General features: G+C 71.9%; 14 protein-coding genes. 2 read left to right on the forward strand and 12 right to left on the reverse strand.

Annotated features, from left to right (window positions below):
- Window positions 1–3: 3 nt before the first annotated feature.
- Window positions 4–483 (forward strand): DUF1707 SHOCT-like domain-containing protein, encoded by a 480-nt coding sequence (locus EXE58_RS05205; protein ID WP_135266885.1) that lies wholly within the window; start codon window positions 4–6, stop codon window positions 481–483.
- On the opposite strand, the gene EXE58_RS05210 is transcribed toward EXE58_RS05205, so the two are convergent.
- From EXE58_RS05210 to hemL, 7 genes are read right to left on the reverse strand one after another with little or no spacing between them, the layout of a single operon-like run.
- Entirely contained in the window at window positions 480–743 is a 264-nt protein-coding gene (locus EXE58_RS05210; RefSeq protein ID WP_135266886.1) for a DUF4229 domain-containing protein, read from the reverse strand. The two genes, EXE58_RS05205 and EXE58_RS05210, sit on opposite strands and share 4 nt — an antisense overlap.
- Window positions 744–752: 9 nt before the next feature.
- On the reverse strand, window positions 753–1,973 hold the full coding sequence (ccsB, locus tag EXE58_RS05220) for a c-type cytochrome biogenesis protein CcsB (protein WP_208544134.1): 1,221 nt from the start codon (window positions 1,971–1,973) through the stop codon (window positions 753–755).
- Window positions 1,970–3,571 carry a cytochrome c biogenesis protein ResB gene (resB, locus tag EXE58_RS05225; RefSeq protein WP_244242433.1) on the reverse strand — a complete coding sequence of 534 codons (1,602 nt, stop codon included), beginning with the start codon at window positions 3,569–3,571 and terminating at the stop codon, window positions 1,970–1,972. Before resB ends, ccsB begins: the two co-directional genes overlap by 4 nt.
- A complete protein-coding gene (locus tag EXE58_RS05230) occupies window positions 3,568–4,332 on the reverse strand; it encodes a cytochrome c biogenesis CcdA family protein (protein ID WP_135266887.1) in 765 nt (254 codons plus the stop codon). Before EXE58_RS05230 ends, resB begins: the two co-directional genes overlap by 4 nt.
- A complete protein-coding gene (locus tag EXE58_RS05235) occupies window positions 4,325–4,903 on the reverse strand; it encodes a TlpA family protein disulfide reductase (RefSeq protein ID WP_135266888.1) in 579 nt (192 codons plus the stop codon). The genes EXE58_RS05230 and EXE58_RS05235 overlap by 8 nt, the downstream gene beginning before the upstream one ends.
- Before the next feature lie 2 nt (window positions 4,904–4,905).
- Window positions 4,906–5,586: a histidine phosphatase family protein gene (locus EXE58_RS05240; protein ID WP_135266889.1), complete on the reverse strand. Its 681-nt coding sequence runs from the start codon at window positions 5,584–5,586 to the stop codon at window positions 4,906–4,908.
- 2 nt (window positions 5,587–5,588) lie between these two features.
- Window positions 5,589–6,947 carry a glutamate-1-semialdehyde 2,1-aminomutase gene (gene hemL / locus EXE58_RS05245; protein WP_208544135.1) on the reverse strand — a complete coding sequence of 453 codons (1,359 nt, stop codon included), beginning with the start codon at window positions 6,945–6,947 and terminating at the stop codon, window positions 5,589–5,591.
- 132 nt (window positions 6,948–7,079) lie between these two features.
- Here hemL and EXE58_RS20285 point away from each other — a divergent pair, with 132 nt between their 5' ends.
- Window positions 7,080–8,285, forward strand: a complete 1,206-nt coding sequence (locus EXE58_RS20285; RefSeq protein WP_135266890.1) for a lytic transglycosylase domain-containing protein — start codon at window positions 7,080–7,082, stop codon at window positions 8,283–8,285.
- A 118-nt stretch (window positions 8,286–8,403) separates the two neighbouring features.
- On the opposite strand, the gene hemB is transcribed toward EXE58_RS20285, so the two are convergent.
- From hemB to EXE58_RS05275, 5 genes are read right to left on the reverse strand one after another with little or no spacing between them, the layout of a single operon-like run.
- Window positions 8,404–9,405 (reverse strand): porphobilinogen synthase, encoded by a 1,002-nt coding sequence (gene hemB / locus EXE58_RS05255; RefSeq protein WP_135266891.1) that lies wholly within the window; start codon window positions 9,403–9,405, stop codon window positions 8,404–8,406.
- A 10-nt stretch (window positions 9,406–9,415) separates the two neighbouring features.
- The gene (locus EXE58_RS05260; protein WP_135266892.1) at window positions 9,416–11,059 is read right to left on the reverse strand and encodes a bifunctional uroporphyrinogen-III C-methyltransferase/uroporphyrinogen-III synthase; all 1,644 of its coding nucleotides are present in this window, start codon (window positions 11,057–11,059) and stop codon (window positions 9,416–9,418) included.
- A complete protein-coding gene (gene hemC / locus EXE58_RS05265; RefSeq protein ID WP_244242434.1) occupies window positions 11,056–12,018 on the reverse strand; it encodes a hydroxymethylbilane synthase in 963 nt (320 codons plus the stop codon). The genes EXE58_RS05260 and hemC overlap by 4 nt, the downstream gene beginning before the upstream one ends.
- Window positions 12,015–13,301, reverse strand: coding sequence for a glutamyl-tRNA reductase (locus EXE58_RS05270; RefSeq protein ID WP_135266893.1), 1,287 nt, complete (start codon window positions 13,299–13,301; stop codon window positions 12,015–12,017). The genes hemC and EXE58_RS05270 overlap by 4 nt, the downstream gene beginning before the upstream one ends.
- Window positions 13,298–13,975 carry a redox-sensing transcriptional repressor Rex gene (locus EXE58_RS05275; protein ID WP_135266894.1) on the reverse strand — a complete coding sequence of 226 codons (678 nt, stop codon included), beginning with the start codon at window positions 13,973–13,975 and terminating at the stop codon, window positions 13,298–13,300. Before EXE58_RS05275 ends, EXE58_RS05270 begins: the two co-directional genes overlap by 4 nt.
- Window positions 13,976–14,068: the final 93 nt, after the last annotated feature.

Consider the following 14,068-nt stretch of genomic DNA (forward strand, 5'->3'; position numbering starts at 1 on the left):
CGCGTGAGCCAGCCCGCCGACGAGCCCGACACATTCGACTCGGTCGTGCAGGCGCACCTGGCCGCCGCCGAAGCGCGGCGACAGGCCGCACATGCGCGTCGCAGGGCTGCGCGGGCGAGCTCCCTCGCCTCCGACGCCGAGCGGGACGCCGTCACCTCGGTCCTGAACGACGCCTTCGCCCAGGGCCGGCTCACCTCGGCCGAGCTGTCACAACGCACGACGCAGACACTCGCTGCCCGGACGCACGGGGATCTCGACGAGGCCCTCGAGGGCCTCGTCCTTCCCCCGGCCGCGGCGAAGAGCCCCGTCCGGTTCATCGTCGCCGGCGTCATGCTGTTGTTCATGGCGCCGTTCCTGCTGGTCGGCCTGCTCGCACTTCTCGCCGGCTCGGACGGTGGCGACCGAGTCTTCGGCGTGGTCTTCCTCGGCGTCCTCGTGCCGCCCCTGCTGATCGTGTGGCGCTGGGCCTGGCCCTCCCGCTAGTCGGCGTCCTCGCGGGCCTTGCGCTCCTCGAAGGCCGCCGACGCCCGCGACGCGCGGTCCTCGACGCGTCGCGCGAACGCCTCGCGCGGACCGCTGAGCAGGAAGTAGGACGCGATCCCGGACACCAGGAAGGCCAGCACGACCGAGAACAGCAGGTGCACGCGGCCGTCGTTGAGCAGCGCCCAGATACCGGTGATCACCGCGAGGGACCCGAGGAAGAGCAGGATCCTCATGACCGTGTAGACGACGAACTCCTTCACGCTGCCACCCTAGACTCGACCGACTACATTGGAAGCATGCTCAAGGTCCTGCTCACCGTCGCCGCGATCGCGCTCGTCGTGTGGGTTGTCGTCCGTCTGCTCGACCGCCGCGGCCCCGGCGCCGTCGGCGGCGCTCCCCGCCGTCGCCAGCCCCCGCCCCGGGTCACCGGGCCTGACGACGACCCGGAGTTCCTGCGAGAGCTCGAGCGACGTCGCCGACGCGAGCAGCGGGACGGCAGCGACTGAGGTCGTGACGGTGGACGACTCCGCGCCGGCGTAGGAGTGCTGGCTGGAGCTGCTGAAGAAGTTGATCCCGATGAAGTTGAACCACAGCGTGGCCAGGCCGACCAGCGCGAGCCAGGCTGCGCCCTTGCCCCGCCACCCGACGGTCGCGCGGGCGTGGAGGTAGGTCGCGTAGACGACCCAGGTGATGAACGCCCAGACCTCCTTGGGGTCCCAGTTCCAGTAGGAGCCCCAGGCCTGGTGGGCCCAGATGGGGCCGGTGATGAGGACGGCGAAGGTCCACACGAGGAACCCGTAGGCGTGCAGCTGGTAGGAGAGCCGGTCGAGCCGCGCGAGGTCGGGCACCCGCGCGAGGTAGCCGCGACTGGAGTCCGAGCGCGCCTTGAGCAGGTAGAGCACCGAGAGGATGCCGCCGATCGTGAAGACGCCGGTGGCGATGATCGCCGAGATCACGTGGATCACCAGCCAGGGCGAGTTGAGCGCGTCTGGCAGCGGCAGCACGGCGTCGTCGAGACCCAGGAACGCCGCCATCAGCGAGGCCAGCACCACCGGCACCACGATCGGGCCGAGCCACGAGACGTCGCGCCTGAGCCCCACCAGCAGGAAGGTGAGGGTGACCATGAACGTCCCGGCCAGGGTGAACTCGTACATGTTGCCCCACGGCACGCGGTTGGGGTCTGCCGCGAGGCCTCGGGTGACGAGCGATGCGAGGTGGACGGCACCGCCGAAGGCGGTGAGCACGAGGCCGAGCCGCCCGGCCATCTGGGTACGGCGACCCGGCTCATCGTCGACGTCCGGCCCTTCCGCCGCGGTGCCGCGGCCAGTGCCACCGACTCCGGCGGCCACGAGGTCGGGGACCGCCTCGGAAGGGGCGACCTTGCGCAGCCCGGCCCACTCCACGAAGTAGGCGAGCATGGCGAGGAAGTAGAGCACCGCACCGGCGATGACCGCCTGGTAGCTCAGGATCTCCCACTGTGCGTCGGTCACGACGCTCCTCCTTCAGCTGCGCGGGCCGGACGGCCCAGCGAATCGAGAATGGCACCCATCTCCTCGGCGCCCGTCTCCGGGTCTGCACCCGAGGAACGGTCGAGGCGCGCTGCCTCGACCAGGGTGCGGCCCTCGGGGTCACGGCGCGCACGCACCCAGACCCGGCGAGGCCGCACGAACAGCGAGCCGAACAGGCCGATCAGGGCCAGCACGACGCCGCCGAGGGCGAGGAACTTGCCAGGGGTGCGCGAGATCTGGATCTTGTTCCAGCGCTCGACCCCCTCGAAGGTCACCGAGCCCATGTCGTCGGGGAGCTCGACCGTGTCACCGGGACGCAGGTCCAGCCGCAGGGGGCGGCCCTCGTCGTTCAGCACCGGCTCGGCATCGGCCTTGTCGAGCACGTAGACCGACGAGGCGGAGCCGTCGTTGAGACCGAGGTCGCCGGTGTAGACGAGCATGGAGACCAGCGGGTCGAGCGCGTCGCCCCAGGCGGAGTAGGGCATGGTCAGGTTGCCGTCCTCGTCCTGCCCCATCGCGAACGTCGGGTAGAAGGTGCCCTCGAGCCCGATCTGGTTCGGGGAGGCATCAGGCGCCTTGACGACGCCGAACGAGGCGAACGACTGGTCAGTGGGCAGGAACACGGTGGGACCGCCGGTCGCGATCTCGCCCTCGCCGTCGCGGATCGTGATGACGGGGGCGTAGCCGTGGCCGATCAGGAACACGTCGGTGCCGCCGATGGTGAGCGGGTGGTTCACGCGCAGGGCGTGCTCCTTGGTCTCGCCGCCCTGGGTCTCGGTGTAGGTCAGGTGGGCCTTGAAGTCGCGCGCCTGCCCGGCGCTGAGCCCCTCGGTGAGCCAGGTGACGTCGAACTCGTCGACGCTGAAGTGGAAGTCCTCCATGGTCGAGGGGTCGAACAGCGACCCGGGGGCGAAGTCGTCGTACTGCGTGAGGTTGTTGGAGAAGCCGTTGCCCACCAGCAGGATGACGCCGCCCTTGTAGCCGAACAGCCCACCCACGGCGAAGCCGACGAGGACGACGAGGACGGCGAGGTGGAAGAGCAGGTTTCCGGCCTCCCGCAGGTAGCCGCGCTCGGCGGCGACGGCGCCGTCACTCGCCTCGACCCGGTAGCCACGCTTCTTCAGGACGGCCGCAGCTCGCTCGAGGACGACCTCGGGCGCCTCCTCGGTGTCGTACGACGCGTGCTCGGGGAGGCGGGACAGGTGACGGGGGGCCCGGGGCGGGCGCGCTCGCAGGGCACGCCAGTAGACGCCGGTGCGCGGGATGATGCAGCCCACCAGCGAGACCATCAGCAGGATGTAGATCGCCGAGAACCAGACCGAGGAGTAGACCGAGAAGAGGTCGAGGCTCTCCCAGATGGGGGTGAGCTTCGGGTGGGCGTCCTTCCACTGCGTGACCGCGAGGGAGTCGATGTCCTCCTGGGGGAACACCGAGCCCGGGATGGCGGCCAGCGCGAGGAGCAGGAGCAGGACGAGGGCCGTGCGCATCGACGTGAGCTGGCGCCACGCCCAGCGCGCGAGCTCGCGCGCTGTCATCGCGCTGGGCAGAGCAGGCGCCTGCCGGTCCTCGCCGCCGGTCACACCGCCACCTCGAACTCGCTGACCAGCTGGACCTGGATCCACTGCACCATGACGTCCCACCAGCCCGTGAGCAGGAGCACGCCCACCGCGACCAGCATCAGGCCGCCGGCCCGCATCACCCACTTCTGGTGGCGGCGGATGACGGCAAAGGCGGAGAGCGCGCGGCGGTAGGCGAGCGCGGCGAGGATGAACGGCAGCCCGAGCCCCAGCGCGTAGACGCCCGAGAGCAGGGCGCCGCGGGCGGCGGTGCCCTCGTTGATGGAGAGGCTGGTGATGACGGCCAGGGTCGGGCCGATGCAGGGCGTCCAGCCGACCCCGAAGAGGAAGCCCAGCACCGGTGCGGCCGCGAGCCCGACGGACGGCACCGCGTGCACCCGCCAGTCGCGCTGCAGCACGGGCAGCGCGCCCATGAAGGCGAGCCCCAGCAGCACGGCCAGCACACCGAGCACGACGTTGAGCTCGCGCTGGTGGGTCACCAGCCAGGAGCCGACCTGCCCGGTGGCGAGGCCGAGGAGCACGAAGACGGTCGAGAAGCCGAGCACGAACAGGCTCGCACCCAGCACCATCCGTCCGCGCTGGCCCGCCGAGAACTCACCCTCGGCCAGGTCGGCGCCCGAGAGGCCGGTGGCGTAGGAGAGGTAGCCGGGCAGGAGCGGGATGACGCAGGGGCTGAAGAAGGACACGAGGCCGGCGACGAGGGCGACGGGCAGCGCGAGGACGAGCGACCCGGAGAGCGCGGTCTCCTGGAACCACTCACTCACCGGTGCCACCTTCGGAGAGCACCGTCTCGACGATCGAGGTCAGCGTCAGCTTGCTCGGCACCCGACCCATGATCGTCGCCGCGATGCGACCCTGCGCGTCGAGCACGATCGTGCTCGGGATCGAACGGGGCGGGATCGAGAACGGCAGCAGGGCCTGGCCGTCGGGCGAGTGGATCGAGCTGTAGGGCACGTCGTAGCTGCGGACGTAGGCCTGTGCCGGCGCGACGTCGGGGTCACGGATGTTGATGCCGAGGAAGGTCACCTGGTCCCCGAGCTCCTCGGCCGCCTCGTTGAGCTCGGGCTGCTCGACGCGGCACGGCGGGCACCACGACGCCCAGGCGTTCACGACGACGGGCTTGCCGCGCAGGTCGGCCAGGTCGACAGCGGCGCCCTCGAGGTCCTCGCCCTCGAGCTCCACCGGGTCGCCGCGGTCGGCCACTGCGATCTCCCTGGGGACACCGTCACCGGTGAGGTAGCCCTGGCTCCCGGTCCCCGAGAGATCGCTGCACCCCACCAGCGCGAGCAGGCAGGCGGCAACGACGAGGGCCCGCAGGCCCGTGGGGATGGACATGATCAGGGCCGCTCCTCCTCGGCCGCTCCCCCGGCCGAGAACGGCGCGGAGCGGTCTCCCACCGGGATCAGGTCACCGGCGGGCTCGGAGTAGCGCACCTGCTTGACGCGGTCGCCCTCGAACACGATCGAGGTGAGCGAGCACAGGGTGCACTGGCGGGTCTTGGGGTGGTGGAGGTAGCTGCGCTTCTCGAGGAAGAGCCGCGTGGTCCAGATGGGCAGCTGGTGCGACACGATCACGGCCTCGGCGCCCTCGGCTGCCTCGCGCGCGTCGTGGACGGCGGCCATCATGCGCGCGGCGATCTCGTCGTAGGGCTCCCCCCACGACGGCTTCAGCGGGTTGCGCAGGTGGTGCCACAGGTGGGGCCGCTTGACGATCGTCCAAGCGCCCTCGCCGAAGCTCAGACCCTCGAAGACGTTGCTCGACTCGAGCACGCGGGGGTCGAGCACCGGACTGAGCCCGCGGGCCTCGGCCAGCGGCGCGGCGGTCTCCTGGGCACGCTCCAGCGGGGAGCTGCGCATGTGGACGATCTCGCGGTCACCGACCTCGGCGGCGACCCGCTGGGCCATCTTGTTGCCGAGGTCGGAGAGGTGGAAGCCGTCGCGGCGACCGTAGAGAACGCCTTGGGGGTTGTGCACCTCACCGTGGCGCAGCAGGTGCACGATGGTCTCGGTCTGCGACATGGTCAGGCTCCTGTGGTGCGGGCGGTCGCGGCCGCCGTGGCGGCAGAGGGCAGGGCGTCGAGGATCGCAGACACCGCGCGGTCGTCGTGGGCAGCCGACACGAACCAGCACTCGAAGGCCGACGGCGGCAGGTAGACGCCCTGGTCGAGCATCGAGTGGAAGAACGCGGCGTAGGTCGCGGTGTCCTGGGCCCCTGCCTCGGAGTAGTCGCGGACAGCTCCCTCGCGGAAGAACACCGAGAACATCGTGCCCGCGTGCTGCACGACGTGGGGCACCCCGGCCGCGGTGAGAGCCTCCGCGACTGCGGAACGGATGGTGGCGGCGGTGGCGTCGAGGCGCTCGTAGACCTCGTCGGTGGCCAGCTGCAGCGTCGCCAGCCCGGCGGTGGTGGCGATCGGGTTCCCCGAGAGGGTGCCGGCCTGGTAGACGGGGCCCTCGGGCGCGAGGTGCGCCATGACGTCGGAGCGACCGCCGAAGGCTGCCGCCGGGAAGCCGCCGCCCATCACCTTGCCGAAGGTCATCAGGTCGGGCACCCAGCCCTCGATGGCGCCGTCGAGGCCCCAGCCGCCCTCGCGGGTGGCGCGGAACCCGGTCATGACCTCGTCGCTGATGAAGAGCGCGCCGTGCTCGCGGCACGTCTGCGCGAGGAAGGAGTTGAAGCCCGGTGCCGGCGGGACGACGCCCATGTTGCCGGGGACCGCCTCGGTCACCAGGCAGGCGATGCGGGTGCCGTACTGGGCGAACGCCTCGGTCACCGCATCGCGGTCGTTGTAGGGCAGCACGATGGTCTCGGCCGCGCTCCCGGCGGGGACGCCGGCGGTGCCAGGGACCGACAGAGGTCGTCCCGGCGTGTGGGCCTGCGAGCCGCGAAGGGTGGCGACGCCGGAACCCGCGCTGGCCAGCAGCGAGTCGACGTGACCGTGGTAGCAGCCGGCGAACTTCACCACGACGTCGCGCCCGGTGAACCCGCGCGCCAGCCGTATCGCGGACATCGTCGCCTCGGTGCCGGAGGAGACGAAGCGCACCTGCTCGGCCGGGGTCCTGGAGACGATCTCCTCGGCGAGCTCGACCTCGGGCTCGGTGGGGGTGCCGTACGACGTCCCGCGCGCGATCGCCGCGGCGATGGCCGCCTGGACCTCGGGATGTGCGTGGCCCAGCAGCATCGGCCCCCACGAGCAGACGAGGTCGACGTAGTCGTGGCCGTCGACGTCGGTCAGCCAGGCCCCGCTCGCCGAGCGCATGAACCGGGGCGTGCCCCCGACCGCCGCGAAGGCGCGCACCGGGGAGTTGACGCCTCCCGGCGTCACGGTCCGCGCCCGCTCGAAGAGGGCCGCGCTCTGCTCGGTGGACACGGGTTTCACCGCCTCATTGTCGCGTAGCCGCCCAAGCGCACCCAATCCGCCCCCGCGGGAGAGGTTTCACCGCGTGACCAACTGTGAAAACATTCGTTGTGTGTAGGTAGACCACCCTGGGGAGACCATCACATGCCGCTCATGGCTCACGCTCACCGCGCCACTGCCATCGTCCCGCTTGCCCTCATCTCGGCCGCCTGGACCGTCAGCCTCGCCGGGGTGGGGACGACCACGGCCAGTGCCGACGACGACCGCGGCGGCACCCTCCCCGACGGCACCAGCCTGCCGGCAGAGGCGGTCGAGGCCCCGGCCAGCGTCTCCCGACCGGCCAACGGCCGTGTGGGGCTGCCCACGGGCACCGACGCCAGCGGCATCCCGCAGGCCGCGCTCGCCGCCTACCAGCGCGCGCAGGCCGTCATCAACGAGGCCGACCCGGGCTGCCGCGTGCCGTGGGAGCTGATCGCGGCGATCGGTCGCGTCGAGTCCGACCACGGGCGCTTCGGGGGCAACGAGCTCGACACCAACGGGGTCGCCCGCCCGGGGATCTACGGCGTGCCCCTCAAGGGCCAGCGCGGGACCCAGCGCATCACCGACACCGACGCCGGCCAGTACGACGACGACACCCGCTTCGACCGGGCCGTCGGCCCGATGCAGTTCATCCCCTCGACCTGGGCCGTCGTGGGCGTCGACGGCGACAACGACGGCCGGCGCAACCCCCAGGACATCGACGACTCGGCGCTGGCCGCCGCCGTCTACCTCTGCTCGGGAGAGGACGACCTCTCCGCCGAGCAGGGGCAGCGCGCCTCGGTCTACCGCTACAACCACTCCAACGACTACGTCGAGCTGGTGCTGGCGTTCATGCGGGCCTACATGGACGGCGACTTCAGCTCGGTGCCCACGGCCGCCGGTCAGCTGCTTCCCGAGCCCGTCCGCACTGGTGGCGGCAAGGGCGGCCCCGCCAAGGTCAAGGGCGGCGGCTCCGGCTCCAAGGGAGGCGGCAAGGAAGGTGGCAAGGGGACCAAGACCACCAAGCCGACTCCCACCCCGACGGCGAAGCCCACGGCGACGCCCACCGCCACGCCCACACAGACGCCGACCTCATCCCCCACCGCCACGCGCACACCCGAGCCCACCAGCTCTCCCTCGGTCCCGACGACCCTCCCGTCGACGACGCTGCCCACGCTCCTGCCGTCCACGACTCTGCCGCCGCTGCCCACGGCCACCATCCCGCAGCCGCTCACCCAGCTGGAGGCCCAGGCCAGGTGTCTCGCCCAGGGTGTGGTCGACAACCCGCTCACGTCGGTCAACGAGCTCAGCGTCTGCATCGACGGCCTGATGAACCCCTAGGGTCCCAGTCCCCGCCCGTCGGAGTCACCGGCTACCCGGTGGTTCCTCGGGATATCGACCGTTGCAACGGGCAGGAACCGTGTCAGTCACCGGGTAGCCGGTGATCGCGACGGAGGGCTCAGCGAGCGAGGAGGCGGGCGGCCTCGGCGGCCCAGTAGGTGAGGACGACGTCGGCGCCGGCGCGCCGGATCGACGTCAACGTCTCCAGGATCGCCGCCTCGCGGTCGATCCAGCCGTTGGCAGCGGCCGCCTCGACCATGGCGTACTCGCCGGAGATGTTGTAGGCCGCGACCGGGACGTCGACGGCGTCACGCACGCGGCGTACGACGTCGAGGTAGGCGAGCGCGGGCTTCACCATGACGATGTCGGCCCCCTCGGCGACGTCGAGGAGGGCCTCGCGGACGCCCTCGGCGCCGTTGGCGGGGTCCTGCTGGTAGGTGCGGCGGTCACCCTCGAGCGAGGAGTCCACCGCCTCGCGGAAGGGACCGAAGAAGGCGGAGGCGTACTTGGCGGAGTAGGCGAGGATCGAGACCCCGCTGTGCTCGGCGGCGTCGAGCGCTTCGCGGATGACCCGCACCTGGCCGTCCATCATCCCGCTGGGCCCGACCATGTCGACGCCCGCCTCGGCCTGGGCCAGGGCCATCTGGGCGTAGGCGGCGAGGGTCTTGTCGTTGTCGACCTCCCCGTCCGGGGTCAGCAGCCCGCAGTGGCCGTGGTCGGTGAACTCGTCGAGGCACAGGTCGCTCATCACCGTGAGCTGGTCGCCGACCTCGGCGACCACGTCGGTGATGGCGAGGTTGAGGACCCCGGCAGGGTCGATGCCGCCCGAGCCGACGGCGTCCTTCTCGAGGGGGATGCCGAAGAGCATCACCCCGCCCAGGCCGAGCTCGGCGGCCTCGGCGACGGCACGCCGCAGGCTGTCGCGGGAGTGCTGGACGACGCCGGGCATGGACGAGATGGGACGCGGCTCGTCCAGCCCCTCCCTGACGAAGAGCGGCAGCACGAGCTGGCGCGCCTCCAGGGAGGTCTCGGCGACCATCCGCCGCAGCGCGGGGGTACGACGGAGCCGTCGCGGCCGCAGCGTGGGGGTGGTGACCGCCTGGTTCTGGTCCTCGCTCACTGCCCGACGCTCACTTGGCTCGGATCTTCCGGCGACCGGCAGGGGTGCGCTGGCTCGGCCGGGTCACGGCCTCCCCCGCCTCGATCATCGCCAGGCGGCGGGCGGCACCGAAGTCGGCGAGGGCGTCGACCAGGACGTCGATGTCGGGCTTCGGGGCCAGGACGTCGACCCGCAGGCCGTGCTCCTCGGCGGTCTTGGCCGTGGCAGGCCCGATCACCGCGATGACCGTCGAGGGGTGCGGCTTGCCGGCGATGCCGACCAGGTTGCGCACGGTCGAGGAGGAGGTGAAGACCACCGCGTCGAACTTGCCGGTCTTGATGGCGTCGCGGGTCGGCGCCGGCGGCGGCGTGGCCCGCACGGTGCGGTAGGCCGTGACGTCGTCGCACTCCCAGCCGAGGTCGACGAGCCCGGCGACGAGGTTCTCGGTGGCGATGTCGGCTCGAGGCAGGAAGACGCGGTTGATCGGGTCGAGCACCTCGTCGTACGGCGGCCACTCGGCGAGCAGGCCGGCCGCGGACTGCTCACCGGTCGGCACGAGGTCGGCCCGCAGGCCCCAGGCGGCGATCGCCTCGGCCGTCTTGTCGCCGACCGCGGCGATCTTGAGCCCGGAGAACGCGCGCGCGTCGAGGCCGTACTCCTCGAACTTCTCGCGCACCGCCTTGACGGCGTTGACGGAGGTGAAGGCGATCCACTCGTAGCGTCCCTCCACGAGGCCGCGGACGGCCTTGTCCATCTGGAGGGGGTTGCGCGGGGGCTCGACGGAGATGGTCGGGACCTCGTCGGGGACGGCGCCGTACTCGCGCAGGCTGCGTGAGAGCGCGCCGGCCTGGTCCTTGGTGCGCGGGACGAGCACCCGCCACCCGAAGAGCGGCTTGGTCTCGAACCACGACAGGGTCTGGCGCAGGTCGACGACATCGCCGATCACGATGATCGCAGGCGGCTGGGTGCGGGCCGCGCGGACGGCCGCGCCGACCTCGCCCAGCGTCGAGATGAGGGTGTCCTGGTCGGTGGTCGTGCCGACGCGGGTCACCGCCACCGGCGTCTCGGCCGAACGACCGGCGGCGATCAGGGCCTTGGCGCACTCGGTGATGGTGCCGACCCCGGAGAGCAGGACCAGCGTGCGGTCGTCGGCGTAGAGGCTCCAGTCGACCTTCTCGCCGCAGGTCACCACGGCCATCTCCCGGTGGGCCTTCGTGGTGAGCGGGATGCCGGCGTAGGCCGGGACAGCGCTGACCGACGAGACGCCGGGCACGATCTCGAAACCGACCCCGGCCTTGACGCAGGCCTGGGCCTCCTCGGGACCCGAGGCGTAGAGGAACGGGTCGCCGGTCATCAGCCGCACGACGCGCTGCTTCTTGCCGTGGCGTACGACGACGCGCCCGCGCGCGGCGTGCGTCAGCGGCTGGCCGTCCTCGCCGAAGCCGCCGTCGACGAACTGCGGGCCGGACTCGCTGTCCTCGGTGAGGCCGAGGACGGTCCGGACGAGCTCGACGTGCTCGGGGACCTCGGTCACGACGACCTCGGCACTGCGGAGCAGCTCGACGGCGCGCACGGTGAGGAGCCCGGGGTCGCCCGGTCCGCTCCCGACGAACGACACCCAACCGGGGAGCGTGGCGGTCCTGCTGGTGGTGGCGCTGTCCTGTGCTCGCGTCATGCCTGCTGCTTCCTCACTGGTGGTGCTTGCGGGGTGGGTGGAATCAGGTCTGCTGCTCCGTCGTCGAGCATCTCGCTCGCGAGGCGGAGTCCGATGGCCTCGGCCTGGTCGACCGGGCCGGTTGCGCTCTTGCGCACGGAGAGGGCGCCGTCGAGCGAGAGCGCGGCGGCGCGGATCCAGAGCTCGTCGCCGTCGTCCCCCTCGACCACCTCGGCGAGGGTGCCCAGGGGCGCCGAGCAGCCGGCCTCGAGTGCTGCCAGCACCGCTCGCTCGGCAGTCACGGCCGCTCGGGTCGGGCCGTGGTCGAGAGAGCCCAGCAAGGCGACGAGCTCGGCGTCCTCGGAGCGGCACTCGATCGCGAGCGCGCCCTGCCCGGGAGCGGGCAGCACCTGGATCGGGTCGAGCACCTCGGTCGCCTCGTCGAGCCTGCCCAGGCGGGCCAGGCCTGCGCGGGCCAGCACGATGGCGTCGTAGTCGCCGGCCCTGAGCTTGCGGATGCGCGAGTCGACGTTGCCGCGGATGTCGACCAGGTCGAGGCCCAGGCCCAGCGCCGCCAGCTGGCTGACGCGACGCGGGGAGCCGGTGCCGACTCGGCTGCCCGGTGGCAGCTCGCCCAGCGTGAGGCCGTCACGGGCGACGAGGACGTCGCGGGCGTCCTCCCGGGGCGGCGTGGCCGCCAGCGTGATGCCTTCGTGGGGGTAGGTCGGGATGTCCTTGAGGGAGTGCACCGCCAGGTCACAGTCGCCCCGGAGCAGGGCATCGCGCAGGGCGCTGACGAAGATGCCGGTGCCGCCGAACGTCGTGAGCGGGGCGGTGCTCGTGTCGCCCTCGGTGCTGATCTCCACCAGCTCGACCTCGCGGCCGAGCTCGCGGATCATGTCGGCGACGTGCCCGGACTGGGTCGTGGCCAGCTCGGAGGCCCGGGTGCCCAGGCGCAGCGTGCTCGTGGCTACGGTCACTGGGGTCCCTCCGCCCTGGTCACTGCCTCGACCGCCTCTGGGTCGAGGCGGAAGAGGTCTGCGAGGGCGGTGGCGTAGGAGACCGCGCCTTCCTCGCCGGCGAGCTCCTTGACCCGGACGGTCGGCTCGTGGAGCAGCTTGTCGGCGACCCTGCGGACGGTGTGGAGCACCTCGGCCCGTGTCGCCTCGTCCAGGTCTGGCAGGCGAGCTGCCAGGCGGGACATCTCGGCGTCGACGACCGACGTCGCCATCGAGCGCAGCGCCACCACGGTGGGGGTGACCGCGGCCTGGCGACGCACCGCCAGGAACGCCGCGATCTCCTGCGCCACGATGTCGCGGACGTCCTCGACACCGCTGGCTGCGGCCGTGTCGCGCAGCTCCTGGGCGAGCCCGGCCAGGCCGATGAGCTCCACTCCGGGCAGGTCGACGACCGTGGGGTCGACGTCGTGGGGCAGGGCCAGGTCGATCACCGAGAGCGGCCGGGACACCCCGGTGCGTGCGGCGGCGAGCGCCTCCTGGGTGATGAGCACCCCGGCCGCGCCGGTGCAGGCCACCACCAGGTCGGCCGACCGGAGCTCGGCCGAGAGCTCGGAGAGCGGCGCCGAGCGGGCGTCGTACTCCTCGGCGAGGCGGACGGCGTTGGACGAGGTGCGGTTGAGGACGACGATGTCGCGGGCGCCGCGCCGGGAGACGGTCGCGACCGCGAGCGAGGCCATGGCGCCTGCGCCGAGCACGACGACCCGTGCCCCGTCGACAGGGACCGCCGAGCGCTCGAGGGCTGTGCTCACCAGAGAGGGAGCCGCACGGTCGATGTCGGTCTCGGCGCGGGAGCGCTTGCCGACGCGCAGCGCCTGCTGGAACAGCACGTTGAGCGCAGGGCCGACGGTGCCGGTCTCCTGCCCCAGACGCAGGGCCTCACGCGTCTGGCCCAAGATCTGGCCCTCGCCGAGCACCATCGAGTCGAGGCCGGCGGCGACGTTGAACAGGTGGGCGACCGCGCCCTCGTCGTAGTGGACGTAGAGGTGGGGCAACAGCTCCTCGCTGCCCGCCTGCGCTCGCACCGTGAGCAGGCGGGAGACCTCGTCGACGGTGTCGTGGAAGCGGTCGACGTCTGCGTAGACCTCGAGCCGGTTGCAGGTCGCGATCGCGGTCGCCTCGGTGACGTGGGTGCCCTCGACGACCTCGCCGAGCAGCTTGACGACGGCGTCCCTGTCGAGGGCGAGGCGCTCCAGCACCGCGACCGGCGCCGACCGGTGGGAGATGCCCACGACCAGGACGCTCATCGCACGACCTCCCGGGCGTCGGCTCCGGCGGCCTTGCGCTGCTCGTGGTAGGCCAGGATCTGCAGCTCGATGGAGAGGTCGACCTTGCGCACGTCGACGCCGTCGGGCACGGAGATCACGCCGGGGGCGAAGTTGAGGATGCTCGTGATGCCGGCGGCGACCATCCTGTCCGCCACCGCCTGGGCCGCGACCGCGGGAGTGGCGATGACGCCGATCGCGACGCCGCTCTCGACCACGATGTGCTCGAGCTCGTCGAAGGGACGCACCTCGATGCCGGCGACGAGCTCGTCGTGGCGCCTCGGGTCGGCGTCGAGCAGGGCCACGACACGGAAGCCACGGCTGCGGAAGCCGGAGTAGTTGGCGAGCGCGTGACCGAGGTTGCCGATCCCCACGATGACCACGGGCCAGTCCTGGGTGACGCCGATCTCGCGGGCGATCTGGTAGGTGAGGTACTCGACGTCGTAGCCGACGCCGCGGGTGCCGTAGCTGCCGAGGTAGGAGAGGTCCTTGCGCAGCTTGGCGCTGTTGACGCCAGCAGCAGCCGCGAGCTCCTCGCTGGAGCAGGTCGCGGTGCCCGCGTCTGCCAGCGTCGTGAGGGCACGCAGGTAGACGGGCAGCCGCGCGACGGTCGCCTCGGGGATGTCCCGGGCGGCATCGGGGTTCCGTGCGGTCATGCGTCTTCTCTCCAGCCACGTCGAACCGGCCCGGTGGATCGGATTTCCGGAGGGCCTGGTCAGGTCGCCATGACCCGGTCACTGTAGGAGTTT

The organism is Nocardioides seonyuensis (assembly GCF_004683965.1).
GTDB classification, from domain to species: Bacteria; Actinomycetota; Actinomycetes; order Propionibacteriales; family Nocardioidaceae; genus Nocardioides; species Nocardioides seonyuensis.

What these genes read in the sequence shown, in the direction of transcription:
- EXE58_RS05275 (WP_135266894.1), bottom strand. Translation starts at nt 13,975, where the DNA reads ATGACCGCACGGAACCCCGATGCCGCCCGGGACATCCCCGAGGCGACC.
- EXE58_RS05235 (WP_135266888.1), bottom strand. Translation starts at nt 4,903, where the DNA reads ATGTCCATCCCCACGGGCCTGCGGGCCCTCGTCGTTGCCGCCTGCCTG.
- EXE58_RS20285 (WP_135266890.1), top strand. Translation starts at nt 7,080, where the DNA reads ATGGCTCACGCTCACCGCGCCACTGCCATCGTCCCGCTTGCCCTCATC.
- EXE58_RS05260 (WP_135266892.1), bottom strand. Translation starts at nt 11,059, where the DNA reads ATGACGCGAGCACAGGACAGCGCCACCACCAGCAGGACCGCCACGCTC.
- EXE58_RS05240 (WP_135266889.1), bottom strand. Translation starts at nt 5,586, where the DNA reads ATGTCGCAGACCGAGACCATCGTGCACCTGCTGCGCCACGGTGAGGTG.
- EXE58_RS05270 (WP_135266893.1), bottom strand. Translation starts at nt 13,301, where the DNA reads ATGAGCGTCCTGGTCGTGGGCATCTCCCACCGGTCGGCGCCGGTCGCG.